At 67.8% G+C, this 21,927-nt stretch carries 15 protein-coding genes and 4 CRISPR repeat arrays; of the genes, 14 read left to right on the top strand and 1 reads right to left on the bottom strand.

The window, feature by feature from the left end:
- Positions 1-25: 25 nt before the first annotated feature.
- The 11 genes from R9X44_RS14480 (at position 26) to cas2e (ending at position 16,125) form a co-directional block, all read left to right on the top strand.
- Complete coding sequence (locus R9X44_RS14480; protein ID WP_319814646.1) at positions 26-1,240, top strand: cytochrome P450; 1,215 nt, start codon at positions 26-28, stop codon at positions 1,238-1,240.
- A complete protein-coding gene (locus R9X44_RS14485) occupies positions 1,237-2,316 on the top strand; it encodes a TIGR03857 family LLM class F420-dependent oxidoreductase (RefSeq protein ID WP_319814647.1) in 1,080 nt (359 codons plus the stop codon). Before R9X44_RS14480 ends, R9X44_RS14485 begins: the two co-directional genes overlap by 4 nt.
- 244 nt (positions 2,317-2,560) lie before the next feature.
- Positions 2,561-3,604, top strand: a complete 1,044-nt coding sequence (locus R9X44_RS14490) for an aminoglycoside phosphotransferase family protein (RefSeq protein WP_319814648.1) — start codon at positions 2,561-2,563, stop codon at positions 3,602-3,604.
- A gap of 17 nt (positions 3,605-3,621) precedes the next feature.
- Positions 3,622-4,428, top strand: coding sequence for an enoyl-CoA hydratase/isomerase family protein (locus tag R9X44_RS14495; protein ID WP_319814649.1), 807 nt, complete (start codon positions 3,622-3,624; stop codon positions 4,426-4,428).
- Positions 4,429-5,385: 957 nt separating this feature from the next.
- Positions 5,386-5,660: direct repeats of the CRISPR family, unit length 30 nt; unit sequence CCGCTCCCCGCACACGCGGGGATGGCCCCC.
- Between the two features lie 993 nt (positions 5,661-6,653).
- The gene (gene casA, locus R9X44_RS14500; RefSeq protein WP_319814650.1) at positions 6,654-11,282 is read left to right on the top strand and encodes a type I-E CRISPR-associated protein Cse1/CasA; all 4,629 of its coding nucleotides are present in this window, start codon (positions 6,654-6,656) and stop codon (positions 11,280-11,282) included.
- 57 nt (positions 11,283-11,339) lie between these two features.
- Positions 11,340-12,068, top strand: coding sequence for a type I-E CRISPR-associated protein Cse2/CasB (gene casB / locus R9X44_RS14505; RefSeq protein WP_319814651.1), 729 nt, complete (start codon positions 11,340-11,342; stop codon positions 12,066-12,068).
- Positions 12,069-12,137: 69 nt separating this feature from the next.
- Complete coding sequence (gene cas7e, locus R9X44_RS14510; protein ID WP_319814652.1) at positions 12,138-13,331, top strand: type I-E CRISPR-associated protein Cas7/Cse4/CasC; 1,194 nt, start codon at positions 12,138-12,140, stop codon at positions 13,329-13,331.
- Complete coding sequence (gene cas5e, locus R9X44_RS14515; RefSeq protein WP_319814653.1) at positions 13,328-14,041, top strand: type I-E CRISPR-associated protein Cas5/CasD; 714 nt, start codon at positions 13,328-13,330, stop codon at positions 14,039-14,041. Before cas7e ends, cas5e begins: the two co-directional genes overlap by 4 nt.
- Before the next feature lie 10 nt (positions 14,042-14,051).
- Positions 14,052-14,768: a type I-E CRISPR-associated protein Cas6/Cse3/CasE gene (gene cas6e / locus R9X44_RS14520; RefSeq protein ID WP_319814654.1), complete on the top strand. Its 717-nt coding sequence runs from the start codon at positions 14,052-14,054 to the stop codon at positions 14,766-14,768.
- Entirely contained in the window at positions 14,765-15,703 is a 939-nt protein-coding gene (gene cas1e / locus R9X44_RS14525) for a type I-E CRISPR-associated endonuclease Cas1e (RefSeq protein ID WP_319814655.1), read from the top strand. Before cas6e ends, cas1e begins: the two co-directional genes overlap by 4 nt.
- On the top strand, positions 15,700-16,125 hold the full coding sequence (cas2e, locus tag R9X44_RS14530; RefSeq protein WP_319814656.1) for a type I-E CRISPR-associated endoribonuclease Cas2e: 426 nt from the start codon (positions 15,700-15,702) through the stop codon (positions 16,123-16,125). Before cas1e ends, cas2e begins: the two co-directional genes overlap by 4 nt.
- A gap of 18 nt (positions 16,126-16,143) precedes the next feature.
- Positions 16,144-16,416: a CRISPR direct-repeat array (repeat unit 29 nt; unit sequence CTCCTCCCCGCACACGCGGGGATGGTCCC).
- Positions 16,417-16,635: 219 nt separating this feature from the next.
- On the opposite strand, the gene R9X44_RS14535 is transcribed toward cas2e, so the two are convergent.
- Positions 16,636-17,481 (bottom strand): SDR family NAD(P)-dependent oxidoreductase, encoded by an 846-nt coding sequence (locus tag R9X44_RS14535; RefSeq protein WP_319814657.1) that lies wholly within the window; start codon positions 17,479-17,481, stop codon positions 16,636-16,638.
- A 96-nt stretch (positions 17,482-17,577) separates the two neighbouring features.
- On the opposite strand from R9X44_RS14535, the gene R9X44_RS14540 reads away from it, so the two are divergent.
- From R9X44_RS14540 to R9X44_RS14550, 3 genes are all read left to right on the top strand, one after another.
- Positions 17,578-18,336: an SDR family oxidoreductase gene (locus tag R9X44_RS14540; RefSeq protein ID WP_319814658.1), complete on the top strand. Its 759-nt coding sequence runs from the start codon at positions 17,578-17,580 to the stop codon at positions 18,334-18,336.
- 93 nt (positions 18,337-18,429) lie between these two features.
- Positions 18,430-19,251, top strand: coding sequence for an SDR family oxidoreductase (locus tag R9X44_RS14545; protein WP_319814659.1), 822 nt, complete (start codon positions 18,430-18,432; stop codon positions 19,249-19,251).
- A gap of 326 nt (positions 19,252-19,577) precedes the next feature.
- Positions 19,578-19,858: a CRISPR direct-repeat array (repeat unit 28 nt; unit sequence CTCGTCCCCGCACACGCGGGGGTGTTCC).
- A gap of 652 nt (positions 19,859-20,510) precedes the next feature.
- Positions 20,511-21,338, top strand: a complete 828-nt coding sequence (locus R9X44_RS14550) for a hypothetical protein (RefSeq protein ID WP_319814660.1) — start codon at positions 20,511-20,513, stop codon at positions 21,336-21,338.
- A 111-nt stretch (positions 21,339-21,449) separates the two neighbouring features.
- A CRISPR array of direct repeats spans positions 21,450-21,900; the repeat unit is 24 nt; unit sequence CTCGTCCCCGCACACGCGGGGGTG.
- The last annotated feature ends 27 nt before the right edge of the window (positions 21,901-21,927 follow it).

Genomic DNA, 21,927 nt, shown 5'->3' on the forward strand with positions numbered 1-21,927 from the left:
CCGCCACCCCCGAGGAAGGTTGCCCATGTCCGGCAAAGACGACCAGCCCGTCAACCCGTCGATCAATCTGATCAGCGGCGAGTTCTGGGGCCGCAACCCGCACGACGAGATGACTTGGATGCGGGAGAACGCCCCGGTCTACTGGGACGCCAACGCGGGCGTCTGGGGGGTGTCCAAACACGCCGACCTCAAGCACGCCTCCCGCACGCCCGACGTCTTCTCCAACGCCCAGGGCATCCGGGCCGACACCTTCCCGCTGCCGATGATGATCGACATGGACGACCCCGCGCACAAGATGCGGCGCAAACTCGTCAGCGCCGGGTTCACCCCGCGCCGCGTCGCGGACCAGGAGTCCTATCTTCGGCGGATCTGCGATGAGATCATCGACGATGTCTGCGAGCGGGGTGAATGCGACTTCGTGAGCGACATCGCCGCGCTGCTTCCGCTGATCGTCATCGCCGACGCGCTGGGCGTCGCGCCGTCGGACCGGGCGACGCTGCTGCGCTGGTCGGACGACATGCTGTCCGGGCTCACCGGCGGCGACGACCCCGACCTGCTCGTCAGGGCGGGCGAGGCGTTCACCGGCTTCACCGAGTACGCGGCGGGGGCCATCTCCGCGCGGCGCGGCTGCCCGATGGACGACCTGCTCAGCCTGCTCGTCCACGCCGAGATCGACGGCGACAGGCTCGACCAGGACTCCCTCGTCCAGGAATCCCTCCTCATCCTCATCGGAGGCGACGAGACGACACGGCACGTCATCTCCGGCGGCATGTACCAACTCGCCTTGCACCCCGCGCAGCGACGGCGTCTTGTGGACAACCCCTCGCTGATCCCCACGGCCGTCGAAGAGATGCTGCGGTGGGTGTCGCCGATCAAGAACATGAACCGGACAGCCACCCGGGACTTCACCCTCAACGGCAGAGACATCTCCGAGGGCGACAAGGTGCTGCTGCTGTACCCGTCGGCCAACCGGGACGCCGACGTGTTCGCCGACCCGTTCGCCTTCGACGTCACGCGCACCCCCAACGACCACATCGCCTTCGGCAACGGACCCCACTTCTGCCTGGGCAACAGCCTCGCCAGGCTCGAGCTCAAGGTGATGTTCGAGCGGCTGCTCGCCCGGCTGCCGGACATCGAACCCGTGGACGAGACCGAGCCCGCGTACCGGCCCGCCAACTTCGTGTCCGGCTACGAGAGCATGAAGGTGCGCTTCACGCCCACGCCAAGGAGCGCGCGGTGAACGACGACCTGTGGGAACTCGGCTTCTACGGGCTCGCCGGACACTCCTCCTCCCCGCGCGACCTACTGGCTGAAGTACGCGACGGCGAACGGCTCGGCCTGGGCGCGGTCTTCCTGTCCGAGCGCTTCAACGCCAAGGAGGCGGCCACCCTTGCGGGGGCGGCCGGGGCGGCGTCGGAACGGCTCGGGATCGCGACCGCCGCGACCAACCACAACACACGGCATCCCCTGCTGACCGCGACGTTCGCGACCACCATGCACCGGCTCACCGGGGGCCGCTTCGCGCTGGGGCTGGGGCGCGGGTTCGACATGCTCTTCGACGTCATGGGCCTGCCCCGCGTGACGAGCGCGCAGCTTGAGGACGTCATCGGGATTCTGCGGACGTTGTGGAGCGGACAGCCTGTCGTTGGACATGACGGGCCTGCCGGGAAGTTTCCTTATCTGATGCAGGATGCCTCGTTTTCCGAGGACATTCCGGTTCTGTTGACGGCGATGGGTGAGAAGACCCTTGAGTTCGCCGGGCGGGTCGCGGACGGGGTCGTGCTGCACACGTTCTTCGGCGACGAACTCCTCGCGCGGTCCGTCGCGGCGGTGCGGCGCGGGGCTGAGGAGGCGGGGAGGGACCCGGCTGCGGTACGCGTGTGGTCGGTTCTTGCCGTTGTGGGGGACCATATCCCTTATGAGCAGCGGTTGAAGAAGCTCACCGGACGGCTCGCGACGTACCTTCAGGGGTACGGCGATCTTCTTGTGGGACTGAACGGGTGGGATGCGGCTGCGCTCGCCCGGTTCCGTGCCGACGAGCTCGTCAGCTCCTTTCCCGGGGCGTTCGACGCGACGGCCAGCGCCGACCAGCTCGAGCACCTGAACACGCTGATCCCCGCCGAATGGCTCGCGGCGTCGGCGACGGGCTCGGCGCAGCAGTGCGCGGCCCGGGTCCTCGACCAGTTCAGCCTCGGGGCGGACGGCGTCATCCTGCACGGCGCGACGCCCGCGGAACTGGAACCCGTCCTCGACGCCTACCGCAAGATCCGTCCCGCGCACTTCGGCGTCCGAACCGACCTCAACCCAGCGCGCTGAACCAGGTGCCCCTCACCCCGGATATCCCGCACGCGCACACTCAACGCCCGGACCTCGACCGCGCGCCAGGACCCCGGCTGAACGCCCCGCACACGCACATTCGGCACCCGGACCTCACCCGCGCGCCCGCGAACCCCTGTGGCCGCGATTCCGTCGTCCCCCTGGTCGGCGGGCGCGGCGTGCGGCCATCCCCACGACCACGCGGCCGTCCGGTCAAGGACGCCGCACAGCGAAGGAGGCGGCCGTGAGCGTCGTCGAAAGCCCGAGGCCCGTCGACACCCCCGAGGCCCTTGACGCCGCCTGGCTCAGCGCCGCCCTCGACGCCCCCGTCACCGGTGTGTCCGCGGAGCGGATCGGCTCGGGCCAGATCGGGACCTGCTACCGGCTCACGCTGACCGGCGGCCCTGGCGTCCCCTCGCACCTCATCGCGAAACTGCCCGCCGAGGACCCCGCCTCGCGCGCCTTCCTCAGCTCCGCCTACCGCACCGAAGTCCACTTCTATCGCGACATAGCCCCCACCGTCGCCGTCCGCGTCCCGCACTGCCATTACAGCGCCCTCTCAGACGACGGCACCACCTTCACCCTCCTGCTCGAGGACGCCGCCCCGGCCGTCCAGGGCGACCAGCTCGCCGGCTGCTCACCCGCCCAGGCCGAGGCGGCCGCCCGCACCCTCGCGGGCCTGCACGCCCCCCGCTGGTGCGACCCCACCTTGCGCGACCTCCCTTGGCTGGGCAAGGTGGGCCCCTCCGAAGCCGTCCTCCTTGGCGAGGCGTTCACCCCCGCCGTCGAAACCTTCATCTCCCTCTTCCCCGACCGCCTCTCCCCCGACGACGCCGCCACCCTCCGCGACGTGGCCGCCGCCGTCGTCCCCTGGGCCACGGCCCGCCCGACCCCTTTCGCCCTCGTCCACGGCGACTACCGCCTCGACAACCTCCTCTTCTCCGACGACACCGTCACCGCGGTCGACTGGCAGACCCTGAGCCTCGGCCACCCCCTCCGCGACCTCGCCTTCCTCCTGGGCACCGGCCTGTCCCCCACCGCCCGCGCCGCCGCCGAACACGACATCGTCACCGCCTACCACACCGAACTCACCCGCCAAGGCGTCACCGACTACCCCTACACGGCCTGCTACGACGACTACCGCTTCGCCGCCCTCCAAGGCCCCCTCATCACCGTCCTGGGCTGCGCCTACGGCGCCCGCACCCCCCGCGGCGACACCATGTTCCTCACCATGGCCCACCGCTCCTGCACCATGATCCACACCCTCGACTCCCTGGCCCTCATCTGACCCCCAAGGACTTCCCCATGCCCACCGAACTCCCCACCTACAAGACCCTGAAATACGAGGAATTCGACCGAGTAGCCGTCGTCACCCTCAACCGCCCAGAAGTCCACAATGCCTTCGACTCCCTCATGATGCGCGAGATAGCCGCCTGCTGGCGCTTCCTCCGCGACCACGACCCCATCCGCTGCATAGTCCTCACCGGAGCCGGCGACAAGGCATTCTGCACCGGCCTCGACCGCAAAGCCGAGGCGGTGGGCGAAAACGGCGCAGTCCCCCTCCACCACAACGACCCGGGCCACTACCTCCCCCCCAAAACCGCAGGCAACCTCTACAAACCCATGATCGCCGCCGTCAACGGCATGGCCTGCGCCGGTGCCTTCTACCTCCTCGGCGAAGTCGAATTCATCATCGCCGCCGACCACGCCACATTCTTCGACCCCCACACCACCTACGGCATGGCCGCCGTCTTCGAACCCATGATGATGCTCCAACGCATGCCCCTGGGCGAAATAATGCGCCTCTCCCTAATAGGCGCCCACGAACGCCTAACCTCCACCCGAGCCCACCAAATCGGCCTAGCCCAACAACTAATCCCCCTCCCCGACCTCCTCCCCACCACCCTCTCCATCGCCCAAAAAATAGCCTCCCACCCCCCCGAAGCCCTCGAAACCACAGTCCGCTCCATCTGGACCGCCCAAACCCAAACCTACCGAAACGCCCTAGAAGTAGGCCAATCCCTAATCCACCTAGGCACCACCGACGCCTCCCTAAAACAAGGCGCCCACTCCTTCACCTCCACCCCCCGCCCCCCCTGGACCCCCCGCTAACCCCCGCCCCCATCCCATTTCACAGATAGCCAACTGGGCCGGTGACCAGCCCAGCGGGACTGATCACCGACGATCCGTCAGCGCAAAAGGTTCAGCGCCCAAGCGGAAACTCCGATTATCAAGCACACAAGAAGTACTAGATTCAAGACCAGAACCACACCAAACGGCCATGCACGCGCCGGAGGAGCAGAAACCGCACCCTGGCGAATCTCAACGAGAACGCACACGGCCGCCGAGCCGCACCGAACCCCGTCACCCGACGAGCACAAAACAGGCATCTTAAACCCACTCCCCTCTCTCCAGGGAGTCACCGCATCGGCCGACATCCGAGCCAACACCAATACCCCCTCCCAACCTCCACCATGAGGCCCTTTCGGCGAGAGTTCAACACGACACGCCTTCCAGCGAACTCATCAGACGAAGACCACACAGTTCCTAACCTTAAGCACACGGCCACACACCCACAGCTCCGGCTCTGCAAAACCCCGCATTGTGCGGGGACCATTGATCGCCAGCCAACTCGCAGGCGAAGGCCACACAGGAGCCACACCCGCATTCGCGGGAATCAGGACAGAAAAGACAAACCAGCAGCGAGCAGAGCGCCGCCCCCTCCGTACGCGGAGCAGCATAACAACCACCCCAGCCAGCCCCACCCACCCTCGACAACCCCCGCGATCCGGCCGCTCCCTCCCCCAGGCAAAATCCCACAACTAATCAGTATTTCACCCCCCATGCGGACTATTTATTCGCACGCACAGTAGGGAGTCCCACCTTCCCCACATTCGCCATCCAACGAATCCCTTCAACCCAGCCCTTCCAGACCCATGATCAACCAGAACCCCCGCCACCACCGACCCCCCGACCAAAACCAACGACCACACACAACCCAAAATGACCGTTACCCAGCAAGCAATGAAAAACACGCACCCCCCAACCCAAACCCGCTGGTCAGCCCCTCCGCTCCCCGCACACGCGGGGATGGCCCCCTACCTGGAGGGGACATCTCGTGATCCAGATCCCGCTCCCCGCACACGCGGGGATGGCCCCCGCTTCCACCTGCGCGGAACCGTCAACGTGACCCGCTCCCCGCACATGCGGGGATGGCCCCACCAACGGGGTGCTGACCAGCCGCATCCGTATCCGCTCCCCGCACACGCGGGGATGGCCCCTGGTGAACCGCGTCCGCCAAATACGTCAGGTCCCGCTCCCCGCACATGCGGGGGTGGCCCTGACGACCTTGCGGCGACGGGTGAACATATAGGCTGCTCCCCACGCACGCGGGGTGGTCCCACGCTGAAATGCGGGCGTCGCCTTCCTGCAGTCTGCTCCCCGCGCACGCGGGGGTGGCGCGACGCCGGGCGGCGTGTCCAGATCGTCCGACGTCTGCTCCCCGCGCACGCGGGGGTGGCCCCTGTGTGGGTTTCGCCGACTGACCGGTTGGCAATCGTGCTGGTCCCTGCGCATGCGGGGTTCCGCCGGGCGACGTATACCGCAATGCAGTTACAACGGACCACTAGCGCAACTGTGTGGGTTCCCCCGAGAGACTTGTTGCATGTGCTGATGCACCGATCCAGACAGAAACCAAAGAACCTGTTGCGGGACACCTCGACATGTGCGCACAGTACGCGAACAAGCACAACGAGGAGTCGAGCCTGGTAGCGAGTCCAGCACCCCAGGCGCGGCACCTCTCGGACAGAGAGTGGGGCTATATGTCAGTCGCATGCCCAGGGGATGGGGTTCCGCCGTGCACGGCGGCCGCAGCGCTCGGCGTGTTTAGCCTCCAACAGGCGATGCCGCAATCGATGGAAACCCTCGGCGTACTGCTAGGCGTGGTCGCGGTCATCGTGTTGTTCCTGCTGCCTCAGGCGGCCTGGTTGTGGGGCACGTACTTCCCCCGCTGATACAACGCCCGGGGGTAGCCTGCCCGGCTGCCCCCGGGCCCGGACCCTCACCGACATCCCTCCCCGGTACGGCGATCGCGGGGAATCAGGGCAACGACAGGTCGTCCATTCGACCCATCCGAGCCTCATGGATCATCGCGACAAGCAGGCCACTCAGCCGACAACTCCAGCAATTCTATACATTAATCACAGAACGCCACAAACTGGATAAAATAGGGCGCTTTGCAAATTTTATTACGATCATGGTGTGGCGTGGGAGGATTCTGGGCTGTCATCCCAGATCGCGGGGTGGCCTCTGAGGGTTGGGGGTGGCCCGTGTCTTCGATGGCGCGTCTTGTGGGGTTTGCGGATGCTCGTTTGCTTTCGGGGGCTGCGCAGGTCGCGTGGGCCAAGCATGAGCGGAAGACTGATGATTGGTTGCCGCTTTGGCGGCATATGGCCGATTCGCTGGCTGTGGCCGGGGAGTTGTGGGAGTCGTGGGTTCCGCGGAATCTGCGACGGCTGATCGGCGATGAGCTTCCGGGTGGGGAAACAGACGGGGCGGCGCTTGTCCGGTTTCTTGCGGCTTCTCATGATATCGGCAAGTGCACGCCTGCCTTTGCCTGTCAGGTTGAAGCGCTCATTGGGCCGATGCGCGATTGTGGGCTGGAGATGCGGTCCGCGAAGGAGTACGGGCTTGAGCGGCGGCGGGCGCCGCATGGGCTGGCGGGGCAGTTGCTGATTCAGCGGTGGCTGTCGGAGCGGCACGGGTTCACGGGGAGGGAGGCGGCTCAGTTCGCGGTGGTCGCGGGCGGGCACCACGGGACGCCGCCCGATCATCAGCAGATCCATGATCTGCGGAGCCGGTGGGCGCTGCTTCGTCATCCGGGGCAGAGTGAGGCGGTCTGGGAGCGGACGCAGTGGGAGCTTCTGGATTGGTGCGCGCGTGCCGCAGGGGTGGAAGACCGGCTTGAGGCGTGGCGGTCGGTGCGGTTGTCGCAGCCCGTGCAGGTCGTGCTGACGGGCTTGGTCATCATGGCCGACTGGATCGCGAGCGCGTCGGAGCTGTTCCCGTATGACCCCGCGACCTGGCTGCCCTTCGGGGAGGAGGCGGAGCGCCGACGGCTGACGGCGGCGTGGCGCGGTCTCGACCTCCCGGGGCCGTGGCTCCCGGAGCCGCCGGACGGTGACGCGTCCTCCCTCATCGCGAGCCGTTTCACGCTCCCGGACGGGGCCGTCGCGCGGCCCGTCCAGGTCGAGGCGGTCGAGATGGCGCGGCGGATGCCGTCGGCGGGCCTGCTCATGATCGAGGCGCCGATGGGTGAGGGCAAGACGGAGGCCGCCTTCGCCGCCGCCGAGGTGCTTGGCGCGCAGGTCGGCGCGGGCGGCGTCCTCATCGCGCTGCCCACCCGTGCGACCAGCGACGCGATGCTCACCCGCTTTGTCCGCTGGCTGGACGGGCTGCCGATGGACGGCCGGAAGTCGATCGTCCTGTCCCACGCGAAGGCCGCGCTGAACGACGTCTGGGCGGGCCTCATGCGGGACGGCCGCCGACAGATCGCCGCCGTAGAACTCGACGGAGAGGAAGAAGCCAAGACCAACGCCGGTAAGCGTGAGCGGAGGGTCGGCGAGCGTATGCGCAAAGCCCCCGCGACGCTGCACGCGCACCAGTGGCTGCGCGGGAAGAAGAAGGCTCTGCTGTCGTCGTTCGCCGTCGGCACCATCGACCAGGTTCTCTTCGGCGGGCTGAAGAGCAGGCACCTAGCGCTACGCCACCTGGCTTTCGCGGGCAAGGTCGTCGTCATTGACGAGGTGCACGCCTATGACGCCTACATGTCCCGCTACCTCGACCGTGTCCTGGAGTGGCTGGCGGCCTACCGTGTGCCCGTCGTCCTTCTCTCGGCGACACTGCCGTCCGAACGCCGTCGCGCTCTGGCCCGGGCCTACGCGGACGTGGAACTCCCCGATCTTCCAGACGACGCCTACCCCCTCATCACCGCGATCGCGCCCGACGCCCCCGTCCTCATGGCGCGTCCGGAGGCGGCTTCCGGGCGTCGTACCGAGGTCTCGCTTCGCAGGCTCGACGACGACCTGTCTTCGTTGGAGGAGACGCTTCGTGAGCACCTCGCCGACGGGGGCTGCGCGCTTGTCGTGCGCAACACGGTCGACCGGGTGCTGGAGGCCGCCGACCGGCTGCGCGCACGGTTCGGAGACGATGCCGTGCTGGTCGCGCACTCCCGGTTCACCGCGACGGACCGGGCGGAACGTGACGCGTCGCTGCTGTCCCTGTTCGGGCCGGAGGGCGACCGGCCGGGGCTGAAGATCGTCGTCGCGAGCCAGGTCGTCGAACAGTCCCTGGATGTCGACTTTGACCTGCTTGTCACGGATGCGGCCCCGGTCGATCTTGTGCTGCAGCGGATGGGACGGCTGCACCGTCACCGACGCGCGCGTCCGGACCGCCTGTCCGAACCGGTCTGTTACATCACCGGCGTGGACTGGGATGTAACACCGCCGCTTCCTATCCGCGGATCGGAAGCCGTGTACCAGGGAAAGCACACACTATTGCGAGGATTGGCCACCCTGTGGCCCTATCTGGACGGTCCGGTACTGCCGATTCCGGACATGATCAGCCCACTCGTCCAACAGGCGTACGGCGACACCCCCATTGGCCCGGAATCCTGGGCAGAAACCCTCCAAGAAGCACAAATCGCCTATAGCAAGCTTCTACGCGAGAAACTAGAAAGGGCCGGTGGATTCCTCCTGGGCCCGGTCCGTCCCCCTGGTCGTCCGCTCTTCAGTTGGCTGGAAGCCCACGCGGGCGACGCCGAGGACAGCCGCCCGGGCCGGGCACAGGTGCGCGACAGCGAGGAGACGCTTGAGGTCCTGGTCATCCAGCGCACAGCGGACGGCAGCCTGCGCACCCTCCCCTGGCTCGGCAAGGGCCGCGCCGGGCTGGAACTTCCCGAGCACGCGATCCCCTCACTACGGGCCTGCGAGGCCGTCGCGGCGAGCGCGCTGAATCTTCCATGGCAGTTCTCCAGCCCGTGGAAGATCGACGCGACCATTGACGAGCTCGAAAAGAACGTCATCGACGCATGGCAGGCCAAGGAGTGCCCCTGGCTCGCCGGAGAACTTCTTCTCGTCCTCGACGAGAATTGTCAGACCCGTCTGGCAGGCTGCGATCTGCGATACAGCCAGATCGACGGGTTGCGCGTAGTCCAGCAGGACAAAACGGGCAATTCATCGGAAACAGATAGGGAATGCAAGGAGAAATCCGACATGACGCACGCGATGCTCGAACAACAGAGCATCACACCGGGGAAGAGTCCCGGTCGTGATGCCGATCCGCTCACGTTCAACCTGGTGAACCGGCCCTGGATACCGGTGCAGCGGATCGACGGCCGCACCGAGTCGCTGTCACTCCTTGACGTGTTCACCCAGGCCAGGAGCGTGCGCAGGCTCGTCGGCGACCTCCCCACCCAGGACCTCGCGCTCACCCGGCTCCTGCTCGCCATCACTTACGACGCGCTCGACGGCCCCCGCACACTCGACGACTGGCTCGAACTCTGGGAGTCCGACGACCCCTTCGACGCCGTGGCCGACTACCTGCGGCAACACCACGACAGGTTCGACCTGCTGCACCCGGAGACGCCGTTCTTCCAGGTCGCCGGGCTGCGCACCGACCGCAACGAGATCGCCTCGCTCAACCGCATCGTCGCCGACGTCCCCAACGGCGATCCGTTCTTCGCGATGCGCCAGCCGAGGGTCGATCGGCTCGACTTCGCCGAGGCGGCCCGCTGGCTCGTCCACACGCACGCCTTCGACCCGTCCGGCATCAAGTCGGGCATGGTCGGCGACGACCGCGTGAAGGGCGGAAAGGTCTATCCGCTCGGTGTGGGCTCGGCCGGAAACCTCGGCGGGGTCATGGCGGAGGCCGACACCCTGCACGAGACCCTGCTGCTCAACCTGATCGCCTTTGATGAGCAGATCGTCGCGGCCTCCAGCGGCGCGGACCTTCCCGCCTGGCGGCGTCCCCCGACCGGACCCGGAGTGGAGGAGTGCGATCCCGGCCTGTCGCGGCCCACCGGCCTGCGGGAGCTGTACACCTGGCAGTCCCGTCGCGTCCTGCTGCACCATGACGGGGCCTCCGTCACCGGGGTCGTCCTGGGCTATGGCGACCCACTGAACCACCTGTCGCCGTGGAACGTCGAGCCGATGACGATCTGGCGGCGCAGCGCGACCCAGGAGAAGAAGCAGGGAAGAAGCCCTGTCCACATGCCTCGCCAGCACGATCCGTCCCGGGCCGCCTGGCGTGGTCTGTCGAGTCTCCTGCACGCTTCCGACAGCCTCGATGCGGCTTCCTCAGACAGGTCCGGTGTCCTCCGCCCCGGCGTCGTGCGCTGGCTGACGTATCTCTCCTCCGAGGAGTACCTTTCGCCCGGTCGGCTGATCAGGCTGCGGCTGGTCGGGGCCATCTACGGCACCCAGCAGTCCGTGATCGACGAGGTCTTCGACGACACACTGATCATGCCCGCGGTCCTCCTGCACCGGGAGCGGCCCCAGCTCAGTGCCACAGCTCTCGACGCCGTCGCCGCGACGGACAAGGCGGTGGGCGCGCTCGGCAGGCTCGCGGGCAACCTCGCGCTGGCCGCCGGACGTGCGCCGGACCCGTCAGCGCAGGCCGCGCGTGACCTCGGATACGGCGCACTGGACGGCCCCTACCGTCAGTGGCTCGCCGCACTGACTCCGGGCGAACAGCCGGGCAAGGCACGGGACACCTGGTTCGAGACCGCGCGCACGATCATCGGTCGCCTCGGCGACCAGCAGCTCGCCGCCGCGGGCCACGCCGCGGCCGAAGGCCGAAAAGTGCAGACGCCACGTGGTGAGCAGTGGATCGACGACGCTCTCGCCCATCTGTGGTTCACCAGCGCGCTGCGCAAGGCCCTCCCGAAGCCATCGCCACCAGCGTCCTGAGGCCCTCCTGCTCAGCTTCCTTTTCCGCACCGATCCGAAGAAGAGACGGACCCAGCCATGGCAACCCCCGTTCAGGACAGAGTCGTCCCGGCCACCACCGAGGTCGTCCACCTCCACCCGGTCGAGGTGGTCGTCAAAGAACACGTCACGCAGTTGCAGCGGCGCTACAAGAAGGACGAGGCCACCGCCGTCAGGGAGGTCGCGCGGCTCCGCCGCAAGGTCGCGCTGCTTCCCTACGACGACGGCGAGGACTGCGGCAACGCCGCCCTCGACCAGCTCTGGCTGATCCGCAGCCGGCCGGCCGAGGCGGCGGCCCACTATTCCGAGCAACGACCCGCGACGTTCCTGCACGTGAACGAGGAGCGGGCGGAGAACGCCGTCCATCTCGCGCTCACCCTCTGGGCGGTGCATCAGCAGTCCCTGCGTGAGGACGACATGCATGTCTTCGGCGTGCGGCTGGGCCAGGCCGTCCGGGCGCTCGCCGGGGGCCCGGACGACGCCTCCGACGACGTCAACGAAGCGGTCCGCATCCGTTTTGTACGACTGGGAACGTCCTCGTCCTGGGATGTCCTCTCACAACGACTCAGGGAGCTCGTACTCCTCCTGCGAGGCGTCAAGCAGCCACTGGACTACGTCCAGCTGGCCAAGCAGCTTTACCGCTGGCAGAAGGTCGAGCAGCGCGGCGACGTGCGGCGGGAATGGTCAAGGTCATTCCACATCCGACCATCGCGCGCGAAGGGGTCAGCGCAGGGGCCGGAGCCGGACGTCAGCGACCCGGGCGAGTAGCCGCCCTTACCCAGGGAGCGCCGTCACCGACCGGTACGGCGTGGTTCAGCGACCAGAAAGAGGCATGTCATGTCCCGAACGATCCTCGATATCCACATTCTCCAGACCGTTCCGCCGAGCAACCTCAATCGCGACGACACCGGCACGCCCAAGACCGCGATCTACGGTGGCGTCAGGCGGGCGCGCGTGTCGAGCCAGGCGTGGAAGCGGGCGACCCGCAAGTCCTTCAACGAGCTGCTGCCGCCCGAGGAGCTCGGCGTGCGCACGAAGAAGGTCGCCGAGCTCCTCGCCGAGCGGATCATGGCGCGCTCCACGTCCCTCGACGAGGCGGTGGCCTGGGATCTCGCGGCGGAGATGATCCGCACAGCGACAGGCTCGAAGATCGAGGTGCCCAAGCGCAAGGCGAAGGGTGAGGAGGAGGCCCAGCTTCCGCCGGAGTCCTCCTACCTGATGTTCCTCAGCCGCCGCCAGATCGAGGCGCTTGCCGAACTCGCCGTCACGGGCGGGCAGGGCGACCTGAAGACGCTTCAGGCGTTCTTCAAGGTCAAGGAGAACAAGGCGCTCGCGAAGGCCGCCGTCAACACCAGGCACTCGGTCGACATCGCCCTGTTCGGACGGATGGTCGCCGACGCCGCCGACATCAACGTCGAGGCCGCGACCCAGGTCGCGCACGCGTTGAGCGTCCACGCCGTGGACATCGAATCGGACTACTACACCGCGGTCGACGACAGGAAGTCCGAGGACGAGAGCGGCGCGGGGATGATCGGCTCGATCGACTTCAACTCCTCGACGCTCTACCGGTACGCGGCGGTCGACATCGACGGGCTGCACAAGAACCTCGGGTCGCTGACCGAGGACGAGAACGGGCCATCACCCGTCCGTCGAGCCGCGACGGCGTTCCTTGATGCCTTCGTCACCTCGCTTCCCACCGGGAAGACCAACACGTTCGGCAACCAGACCCTGCCCGCAGCCGTCATCGTCAAGCTGCGGTCGCGTCGGCCGGTGAGCTTCGTCAGCGCCTTCGAGACGCCGGTCCGGCAGCGCGAAGGCGGGGGCTACCTCGCCGAGAGCTGCAAGCAGCTCACGAAGTACGTCCCCAACCTGGAGGCCGGCTACGGCATCGCCGACGTCGACGGGTCCTGGGTCCTGCGCATCGGCGAGGAGACCGCCGACCTCGAGTCCCTCGGCGTCCAGGTGACGCTGCCCGAGCTGTTGGAGGCCGTCGGCGCGGCCATCGACGCACGGATGATGGCGGCGCGATGACCGTCCTGCTCGTCCGCCTCGCCGGGCCGCTCCAGTCGTGGGGTTCGGCCGCCAGGTTCGCGCGTCGCGGCACCGAGAACGCGCCGACGAAGAGCGGCGTGCTCGGGCTGCTCGCCGCCGCGCTCGGGCGTTCCCGGCAGCAGGACGTCAGCGATCTCGCCGCCCTGCGGTTCGGGGTCCGGGTCGACCAGCCGGGGCAGCGGCTGCGCGACTTCCACACCGCGCACCACGCCGACTCGGGAAAGGCGATGCCCCTGTCTGAGCGGTACTACCTGCAGGACGCGGTCTTCGTCGCGGGCGTGGAGGGCGATCTTCGCCTCCTCCATCAGGTGCACGAGGCGCTGCGCGAACCGCGCTTCCTGCCCTACCTGGGCCGGAAGTCATGTCCGCCGTCGCAGCCGCTCGACATCACGCCCCCGCAGGACAAGAGCCTGGAGCGCGCGCTGCGCGAAGCTCCGTGGGAGGCGTCGCAGTGGTACCGCGACAAGAACCGTGGGGCCGCGCCTCCGTTGGAGATCCTGCTGGAGACCGGACCCGGCGAGACGCCCACGATGACGCTCCGGGACCTCCCGGTCAGCTTCGACCCCCGGCACCGGCAGTACGCGCTGCGCGGCGTGTCCAGTGTCTTCGCCGACGGCGTGGCCCACGACCCCACGTCCCATCTCATCCCGCTGCCCTCGCGCGGCGACCACGACCGAACGGACGGTTGAGGACCTTCCGATGTATCTGACCCGATTCCGCGTGAACACCGCCCGCCGCGAAGCCAAGCGGCTGTTCGGCTCGCCGCACCGCGTCCACGGCGCGGTGAACATGGCATTTCCCGAACTCCCGTCCCAGGACGGGCACCGCCCGCGTGTGCTGTGGCGGCTCGACCGCGACCATCCCGCACACACCCACCTGTTCATCGTCAGCCCGAGCCGACCCGATCTGAACCACCTCGTGGATCAGGCCGGATGGCCGGACGCGGATGGTCAGGGCTGGTCGACGTTCGGCTACGCCGACTTCCTCGCCGCCCTCGCCGAGGGCGACACCTGGGCGTTCCGGCTCACCGCGAACCCGATCCACCACATCCGCCGGGAAGGAGACCCGGTCGGCACGCCGACTAAACGCACCGCGCACGTCACGCCGGCACATCAGATGCGATGGCTGCTCCAGCGTCAGGAGGCGTGCGGATTCGAGATCGTCCGCAAGCCGACGGACAAGGGAGTCACCGAGGAGGGCGACGCCTACGAACTCGTCGTACGCGACCACAACCGCCTCCAGTTCGGCAAGAGCCTTAGCCCGGACGGCAAGGACGATGTGCGTTTCGTCCGCGCGACTTTCGAGGGCAGGCTGCGGATCACCGACCTGCCCTCCTTCCACCGGACGCTCACCCACGGCCTGGGCAAGCAGAAGGCATACGGGTGCGGCCTCATGACGCTGGCGCCGGTGCGGTGAGCACCGTCGGCAAGCGCGGGGCGTCGTCACCGCGCGAACTCACCCGGATCAAGGACAGGCTGTCGTTCATCTATCTGGAGCGCTGCGTCGTCCACCGCGAGGACAACGCGATCACCGCTACCGACGCCGACGGGATCACCCACATCCCGTCGGCGACCATCGGAACGCTGCTCCTCGGGCCCGGTACGAAGGTCACCCACCAGGCGATGTCGGTCCTCGGCGAGACCGGGGCCGGGGTCATCTGGGTGGGTGAGCGCGGGGTCCGGTTCTACGCGGGCGGCCGGGGGCTGACGCGGTCGTCCGCGCTGGTCGAGGCCCAGGCCATGGCCTGGGCGAACCGGCGGACCCGTCTGAAGGTCGCCCGCGACATGTACCGGATGCGGTTTCCCGGCGACGACCCCTCGGGGCGGACCCGTCAGGAGCTGCTGAGCATGGAGGGCAGGCGGCTCAAGGAGTGCTACCGGCGCGAGTCCGCCCGCACAGGCGTCCCCTGGCGGCGGCGCGAGTACTCGCCCGACGACTTCACGGCCGGCGACGCACCCAACCAGGCGATCACCGCAGCGGCGCAGTGCATGTACGGCATCGCGCATTCCGTCGTCGCCGCGCTCGGCTGCTCGCCGGGGCTCGGGTTCATCCACTCCGGGCACGAACGCTCTTTCGTCCTGGACATCGCCGACCTCTACAAGACCGACGTCGCCATCCCCGTCGCGTTCGACACCGTCGCCGAAAGCGAGATCGACGTGGCGACGCGCACACGCCGGAACCTGCGCGACCGCATCAACAGCACACGCCTCCTCGACCGCTGCGTCAACGACATCAAGGAACTGCTCGACCACACCGAAGACGACGACCTCAACGACCAGGTCCTCCTGGAGACCGACGGCGACATCCGCCTCGACAGCGGCCGCAACTACGGAGACGAGCTCTCCTGGTGACCGTCATCATCCTCACCAACTGCCCCTCCGGCCTCCGCGGCTTCCTCACCCGCTGGCTCCTGGAGATCTCCCCGGGCGTCTTTCTCGGCGCCCCCTCCGCCCGAGTCCGCGACCTCCTGTGGTCCGAGGTCTGCCAGTACACCGGCCAAGGCCGAGCCCTCCTCGCCTACCAAACAAACACCGAACAGGGCTTCGCCTTCGAAACCCACGACCACTCCTGGCACCCCACCGACCACGAGGGCCTGACCCTCCTCCGCCGCCCCAACCCCAACACCCCACCCCCGCCCTCCCCGGCTGGAGCAAAGCCGCCAAACGCCGCCGCTACGGCCCCCGCTAACCCACCACCCAAACCCACCCAACAAACCAACCCCAAAATGACCGATAATCAACAAGTAACGAAAAACACCCCCTCCACCACCTAAACCCCCAGGTCATCTCCTCTCCTCCCCGCACACGCGGGGATGGTCCCTGCTATTGAGGGCATGGATGAGCGCCCCCCCACTCCTCCCCGCACACGCGGGGATGGTCCCCACTGCTTGCAGCTTGTCGTTTCTTGCGGTAGCTCCTCCCCGCACACGCGGGGATGGTCCCTGGCGCAGCGAGATCCGCCCCAAGGTCCTGAACTCCTCCCCGCACACGCGGGGATGGTCCCCTACCTGGAGGGGACATCTCGTGATCCAGATCCTGCTCCCCGCGCACGCGGGGATGGTTCCTCGGCAGGTGCGGGCAGGGCAGCCGTTGCCGGTTTTACGGCCTCTGACGGTTATTAGGCAGATGGGAATGGGGTTGCGGACGGTGCTGCTTATTTGCCTGGTGCCGCCGGTTCGAACGACGGTCGGGCGGTAAGGGGTGATGGTTGGGTGGGGTATCTGTTTGATGATGGGCATGGCGTGGGGGGATCTGGGCCTTTGGGGGGTGGGGTTTGGGCGGGGTCAGGCTTGTTGTTCGAAGTTGGGGAGGGTGGGGAGGGTGCCGGTTAGGAGGGTGGTGGCTTGGGCGGGGAGGCCGTTGGCGTAGGCGGGGTGGGTGAGGATGAGGAAGCGGCGGGTGTGGATGGCGGAGATGACGTGGTCTGCTACTGATTCGGGGGGTATGCCGTTGGCGACTGTTTGTTCGATCATGGTCTGCATGAAGGCGGCGTCGTCGCCGGGGGTGTAGGGCAGGGAGGCGGGGCGGGCGCGTTCGGACTCGTGGATGCGCGTTGTGACGCCGCCGGGGCATAGGGCGGAGACGCCGATGGGGGCGCCTGTTAGGGCTAGTTCTTGGGCGAGGCTGAGGGTGGCGGCGAAGGCTGCCCACTTGGAGATGGTGTAGGGGGCCGCGCCCGGGCCGACGAATAGGCCGGCGACGGAACATGTGTTGACGACGTGGCCTTCTTCGCCGCCGTCGAGCATGCGTGGGATGAAGGCGTTGAGGCCGTGGAGGATGCCCCACAGGTTGACGCGTAGGGTCCAGGCGAAGTCGGCGGCCGGACGCGTCCACGTCTGTCCGCCCATGTACACGCCCGCGTTGTTGCACAGAAGGTGGACGGCTCCAAGTTCGGCGTAGACGAGGTCGGCGAACGCCTCGACCTCTGCGTGCTCTCCTACGTCGGCGACGTGCGTGACCGTACGGACGCCCCGGGACGCGACGGCCTCGGCGGTCGAGGTGAGCGCGGCACCGTCGATGTCGGTGACGGCGACGTCCATGCCCTCGTCGGCGAACCGGAGGGCGAGGGCGCGGCCGATGCCGCTGCCCGCTCCGGTGACGACCGCGACCCTGTCGCGCAGTTCCCGCACGTGTGCCTCCCGGAACTTCCGACCCCTGTCCGGGGGCCGTACGGAACGCTAATGTGAAGCGGTCAGGGCATCAAGTATCAATTATAAGGAATATAAATGCCGACACCGATGACCGGTCCGGAGACCGGGGTGATCGTCACCGGGGCCGCATCCGGGATCGGCGCGGCGTGCGCGAAGGTGCTTGCGCGCGCGGGCCGTCCTGTCGCCCTCTGGGACCTCGCAGACTCGGGTGACGTCGCTGCAGAGATCGCGCTGGAGACCGGAATGCCGGTTCTCGCCGTGCGAATCGACGTGACGAAGCGGGAGGAACTATCCGAAGCTGTGCGACGGAGTCGGGCGGCGCTCGGTTCGATCGGCGGGCTCGTGCACGCGGCGGGGGTCTCAGGGCCGATGGCCGTCGGGGACCTTGACGAGGCGGCCTGGGATGCCGTCCAGCACGTCAACCTGCGGGCGCACGCGTTCCTCGTCCAGGAGTTGCTTGCTGATCTGCGGGCTCATCCGGGTTCGGCTGTCGTCGGAATCTCCTCGATTGAGGCTTTTCTCGGGCAGATGTTCATTCCGTCGTACTGCGCCTCCAAGGCGGGCCTTCTGGGGCTCACCCGCGCGCTGGCGCATCAGCTCGCCGCCGACGGGGTGCGCGTGAACGCCGTCTGCCCCGGTTACATCGACACGCCGATGCTCGCGGTCGCGGGCGAGGGGATGCGCGCGGCGTTCGCGGCGAAGTCGCCGCTCGGGCGGATGGGGCTGCCTGAGGAGGTCGCGGGCGCGGTGCGGTTCCTGATGAGCGACGAGGCGTCGTTCGTGACCGGCGCGCACCTGACCGTCGACGGAGGGACGACCGCCGTCGACCGCTGAGACCGACCGACATTTCGTGATCTGTGCGTCGCGGTAGCGCGGCGCGATCCTTGGCTATCCGGCGCACCCCGCCGGGAGGAAGAAGGTTCGGAGATGGCTTCTCTTGCAGGCAAGTCTGTCCTGGTGACGGGTGGAGGCAGCGGGATCGGGCTCGGCTGCGCGGCCCGGTTCGCGGCTGATGACGCGCTCGTCACGATCTGTGGGCGCAACGAGGATCGGCTCAAGGCGGCGGTCGCGACGCTCGGCGGGGACGTGGCCTATGTCGTCGCGGACATCACGAACGAGGAGCAGATCGGCGGGGCGATCGCGGCGGCGGCGTCACGTGGGCCGTTGACGGCGATCGTCGCGAACGCGGGCGGATCTACGTCTATCGGGCCTATCGGGACGCTTGACGCCGACGCTTGGCGCGCGACGCTCGAGTTGAACGCGACGGGCACGATGTTCACGATCAAGCACGGGTCGAAGGCGCTGATCGAGGCGGGTGGAGGGGCGATCGTCGCGGTGTCGTCGATCGCCTCTTCCAACACACACAGGTGGTTCGGTGCTTACGGGGTCTCCAAGGCCGCTGTAGACCACCTCGTCCAACTGGCGGCGGACGAACTCGGAGCCTTCGGGGTGCGCGTCAACGGGGTGCGGCCGGGGGTCGTCGCTACCGAACTCGTCGCGGGGATCGCCGACCAGGGGCCTGTTCTCGAGGACTACCTCGCGTGCATGCCGATCGCGCGGATCGGCCAGCCGGAGGACATCGCCGAGGCGGTCCGCTTCCTCGCCGGCCCCGAATCTGCATGGGTGACGGGCCAGATCCTCAACGTCGACGGCGGCCACCACCTCCGCCGAGGCCCCGACTACTCGTCCCTCTTCAAGGACATGTTCGGCGCAGAAGCCCTCTTCGGCCCCACCAACCCAAACCGCTAAGGCCACGAATACTTCTTCCTATATACACTGTGCGTTCGGTTTCCGCCCGGGCCCCCGGCCCTGGCGGGCTGACCGAGAACCTGGGCCAATCCGCCCAATTCTCCAATGTCGCCCACACGACACATGTCCCCACACTTGCGGGATGCAGCGGACGCAGGTGCTCCCGAACGCCTTCCCGAACTCCCCGCCCTTACCGAAGCCCCGGCACCCTGCCACACACCCCTAGCCTGAACCCCTCTTCGCTGCCCGCTGGACCTACACTCAAGACCAGAACCAACCGAACGAAAAACGCCCCCGTTCCCCCAGAAACCCGCAGGTCAACAAGCCTCGTCCCCGCACACGCGGGGGTGTTCCGCGGGTCTGCCCGCCGGTCAGGACGCGCGCGGCCTCGTCCCCGCACACGCGGGGGTGTTCCGAAGAGGGTGGCGAAGAAGAGGAGGAGGAGGAGGAGGAGGCGCTCGTCCCCGCACACGCGGGGGTGTTCCTGCGACCGCTGCGGACTCGCCGCCTGCGACCTCCTCGTCCCCGCACGCGCGGGGGTGTTCCCACCCGGAGGGGGACCCGCTCCATTGGGGGGTCCTCGTCCCCGCACACGCGGGGGTGTTCCCCTGAGGCCCCGGTAGGGGCGGACGTGCAGGCCCTCGTCCTCGCGCACGCGGGGATTCGGTGTGGGAGATGTTTGGGGGTGGGGGTGGGGGGTGGTGCAAGGGGGGTTGGGGGCCGGGGGTGGCCATGCGTGGTGGGGAGGGGTCTTGTATATTTTATTTGGATCTGTGGGTGTGGGGTGAAGGGAGTTCGGCATGGGTGGTGTGGGGGTTGGGCGGAGTTGGGTGGGGGTCGTGGTCGGGTGGGTGGGTGTGGCGGTTTTGGGGGTGGTGGGGTTGGTGCCTGGGCGGGCGGGGGCGGAGGGGGGTGGGAGGGTGGATCGGGTGGTTATTCAGGTTGAGGGGGGTGGGTATGGGCTGGAAGGGAGCGTTCGGGAGGGAGGGTTTGTTACGCGGGAGAGGGTTGTGGATTTTGCTACGGTTCGGGTGGTTGGGGAGGGTTTTGTGGTGGGGGCGGGTGGGGGGTTGGCGAAGGTTGTGGTTGATTTGCGGCGGGGGGTGGCGGGGCTTGTTGGGACGGTGGGGGTTGATGATGCGGGGGCGGGGGTTCGGATTCGGGCGGATGTGTGGGGGGTTGAGGTTCCTGTGGATGGGACCGTGGAGTGGCGAGGGGTGGCTAATGTGACGGAAGATGGGGTTACTAGGCGGCGGGGGGTGGTGTTCACGCTTGTTGATGGGCGGGCTGATGCGGGGGATCATGCGATTCGGATTGTGCATGCGGGGGTTGAGCGGCGGGCGTTTCTTCGGCTTCCCGATGACTATGACGGGTCGCCCAGGCCCGTGCTGTTTCACTTTCCCGGGTTGATTGAGACGCCTTGGATGGCTGAGCTCTTTGGGCGGATGTCTGATCATGCGCGGACTCGGGGGTACATCATGGTCACAGCCGAGCATTATGGGCAGGGGTGGCAAGGGGTGCCTGCCGGGACGCCTGAGCCTGACGTGGATGATCCCGGGTTTATCAACCGGCTTCAGGACATTCTGGTTGAGCGGTTCAATGCCGACCCGGCGCGGTTGTATGCGTCGGGGATGAGCAATGGGGGGTCGTTCACCGGCAAGATGGCGTGTGAGAACGGGAGGTTTGCTGCCTTTGCTCCTGTTGCGGGGCGGCTTGTTGGGCTTGACGGATCGTGTGCGCCGGGGCGGCCGGTGCCGATCGTGCTGCTGCATGGGGACGGGGACTTCGTTGTGCCTTATTCGGTGGCTCCTCCGGCTGCTGCCTTCTGGGCGCGGAACAACGGTTGTTCGACGGAGACGGCCGCCGAAGCACTCCCCGACCTTGATCCGACCGACCGCACGACTGTCGAGCGGATCACGTACCTCGGGTGCCCGGCGGATGGGCCCGTCGTGCTGTACCGGATCATCGGCGGTGGGCACAACTGGCCGGGCGGCGTCCCGTTCCTCGGGCCGTTCCTGGGGGGCAACACGCGCGACATCGCCGCGAACGACGTCATCTGGGACTTCGTGTCACAGCACCGTCTCTGACCTGCCCGACCGGTCCCCCGCCCACGGCCCTTCTCCTAGACTCACGACCGAACCCAAACCCAACCGAACAGAAACCAGCCCCCACCCCCACAAACCCCCAGGTCACCAAGCCTCGTCCCCGCACACGCGGGGGTGTTCCGCTCTCCGCGATCGCCTGCAGGTCATGGGCCTCCTCGTCCCCGCACACGCGGGGGTGTTCCGATCCTCCCGCCGTCCTGCCCTGCAGTCTTCCGCTCGTCCCCGCACACGCGGGGGTGTTCCGGCGATCGGGCCCCTGGAGAAGCGCGGCATCATCTCGTCCCCGCACACGCGGGGGTGCTCCGCAGGTCCGCGTGTCCGGCGGGTCACCCGAACGCTCGTCCCCGCACACGCGGGGGTGCGCCGGCGGCTGCCGCCTCACAGCGCGTCAAAAATGACTCGTCCCCGCACATGCGGGGGTGCTCCGCCGGCGATGGTGATCAGGGTTCCGGCGAGCGCCTCGTCCCCGCACACGCGGGGGTGCTCCCCCGGCGCATCCGCAGCACACGCGGGACACGGTCTCGTCCCCGCACACGCGGGGTGTTCCGACATCCGTTCCCCCGACCGGCCA

The sequence above is a fragment of the Actinocorallia sp. A-T 12471 genome, assembly GCF_033875155.1.
In the GTDB taxonomy this organism is placed as follows: domain Bacteria; phylum Actinomycetota; class Actinomycetes; order Streptosporangiales; family Streptosporangiaceae; genus Actinocorallia.

Excerpts from the sequence above, each read along its gene's own strand:
- R9X44_RS14480 (WP_319814646.1), top strand. The coding sequence starts at position 26 with ATGTCCGGCAAAGACGACCAGCCCGTCAACCCGTCGATCAATCTGATC.
- R9X44_RS14495 (WP_319814649.1), top strand. The coding sequence starts at position 3,622 with ATGCCCACCGAACTCCCCACCTACAAGACCCTGAAATACGAGGAATTC.
- casA (WP_319814650.1), top strand. The coding sequence starts at position 6,654 with ATGGCGCGTCTTGTGGGGTTTGCGGATGCTCGTTTGCTTTCGGGGGCT.
- casB (WP_319814651.1), top strand. The coding sequence starts at position 11,340 with ATGGCAACCCCCGTTCAGGACAGAGTCGTCCCGGCCACCACCGAGGTC.
- cas7e (WP_319814652.1), top strand. The coding sequence starts at position 12,138 with ATGTCCCGAACGATCCTCGATATCCACATTCTCCAGACCGTTCCGCCG.
- cas5e (WP_319814653.1), top strand. The coding sequence starts at position 13,328 with ATGACCGTCCTGCTCGTCCGCCTCGCCGGGCCGCTCCAGTCGTGGGGT.
- cas6e (WP_319814654.1), top strand. The coding sequence starts at position 14,052 with ATGTATCTGACCCGATTCCGCGTGAACACCGCCCGCCGCGAAGCCAAG.
- R9X44_RS14540 (WP_319814658.1), top strand. The coding sequence starts at position 17,578 with ATGCCGACACCGATGACCGGTCCGGAGACCGGGGTGATCGTCACCGGG.
- R9X44_RS14545 (WP_319814659.1), top strand. The coding sequence starts at position 18,430 with ATGGCTTCTCTTGCAGGCAAGTCTGTCCTGGTGACGGGTGGAGGCAGC.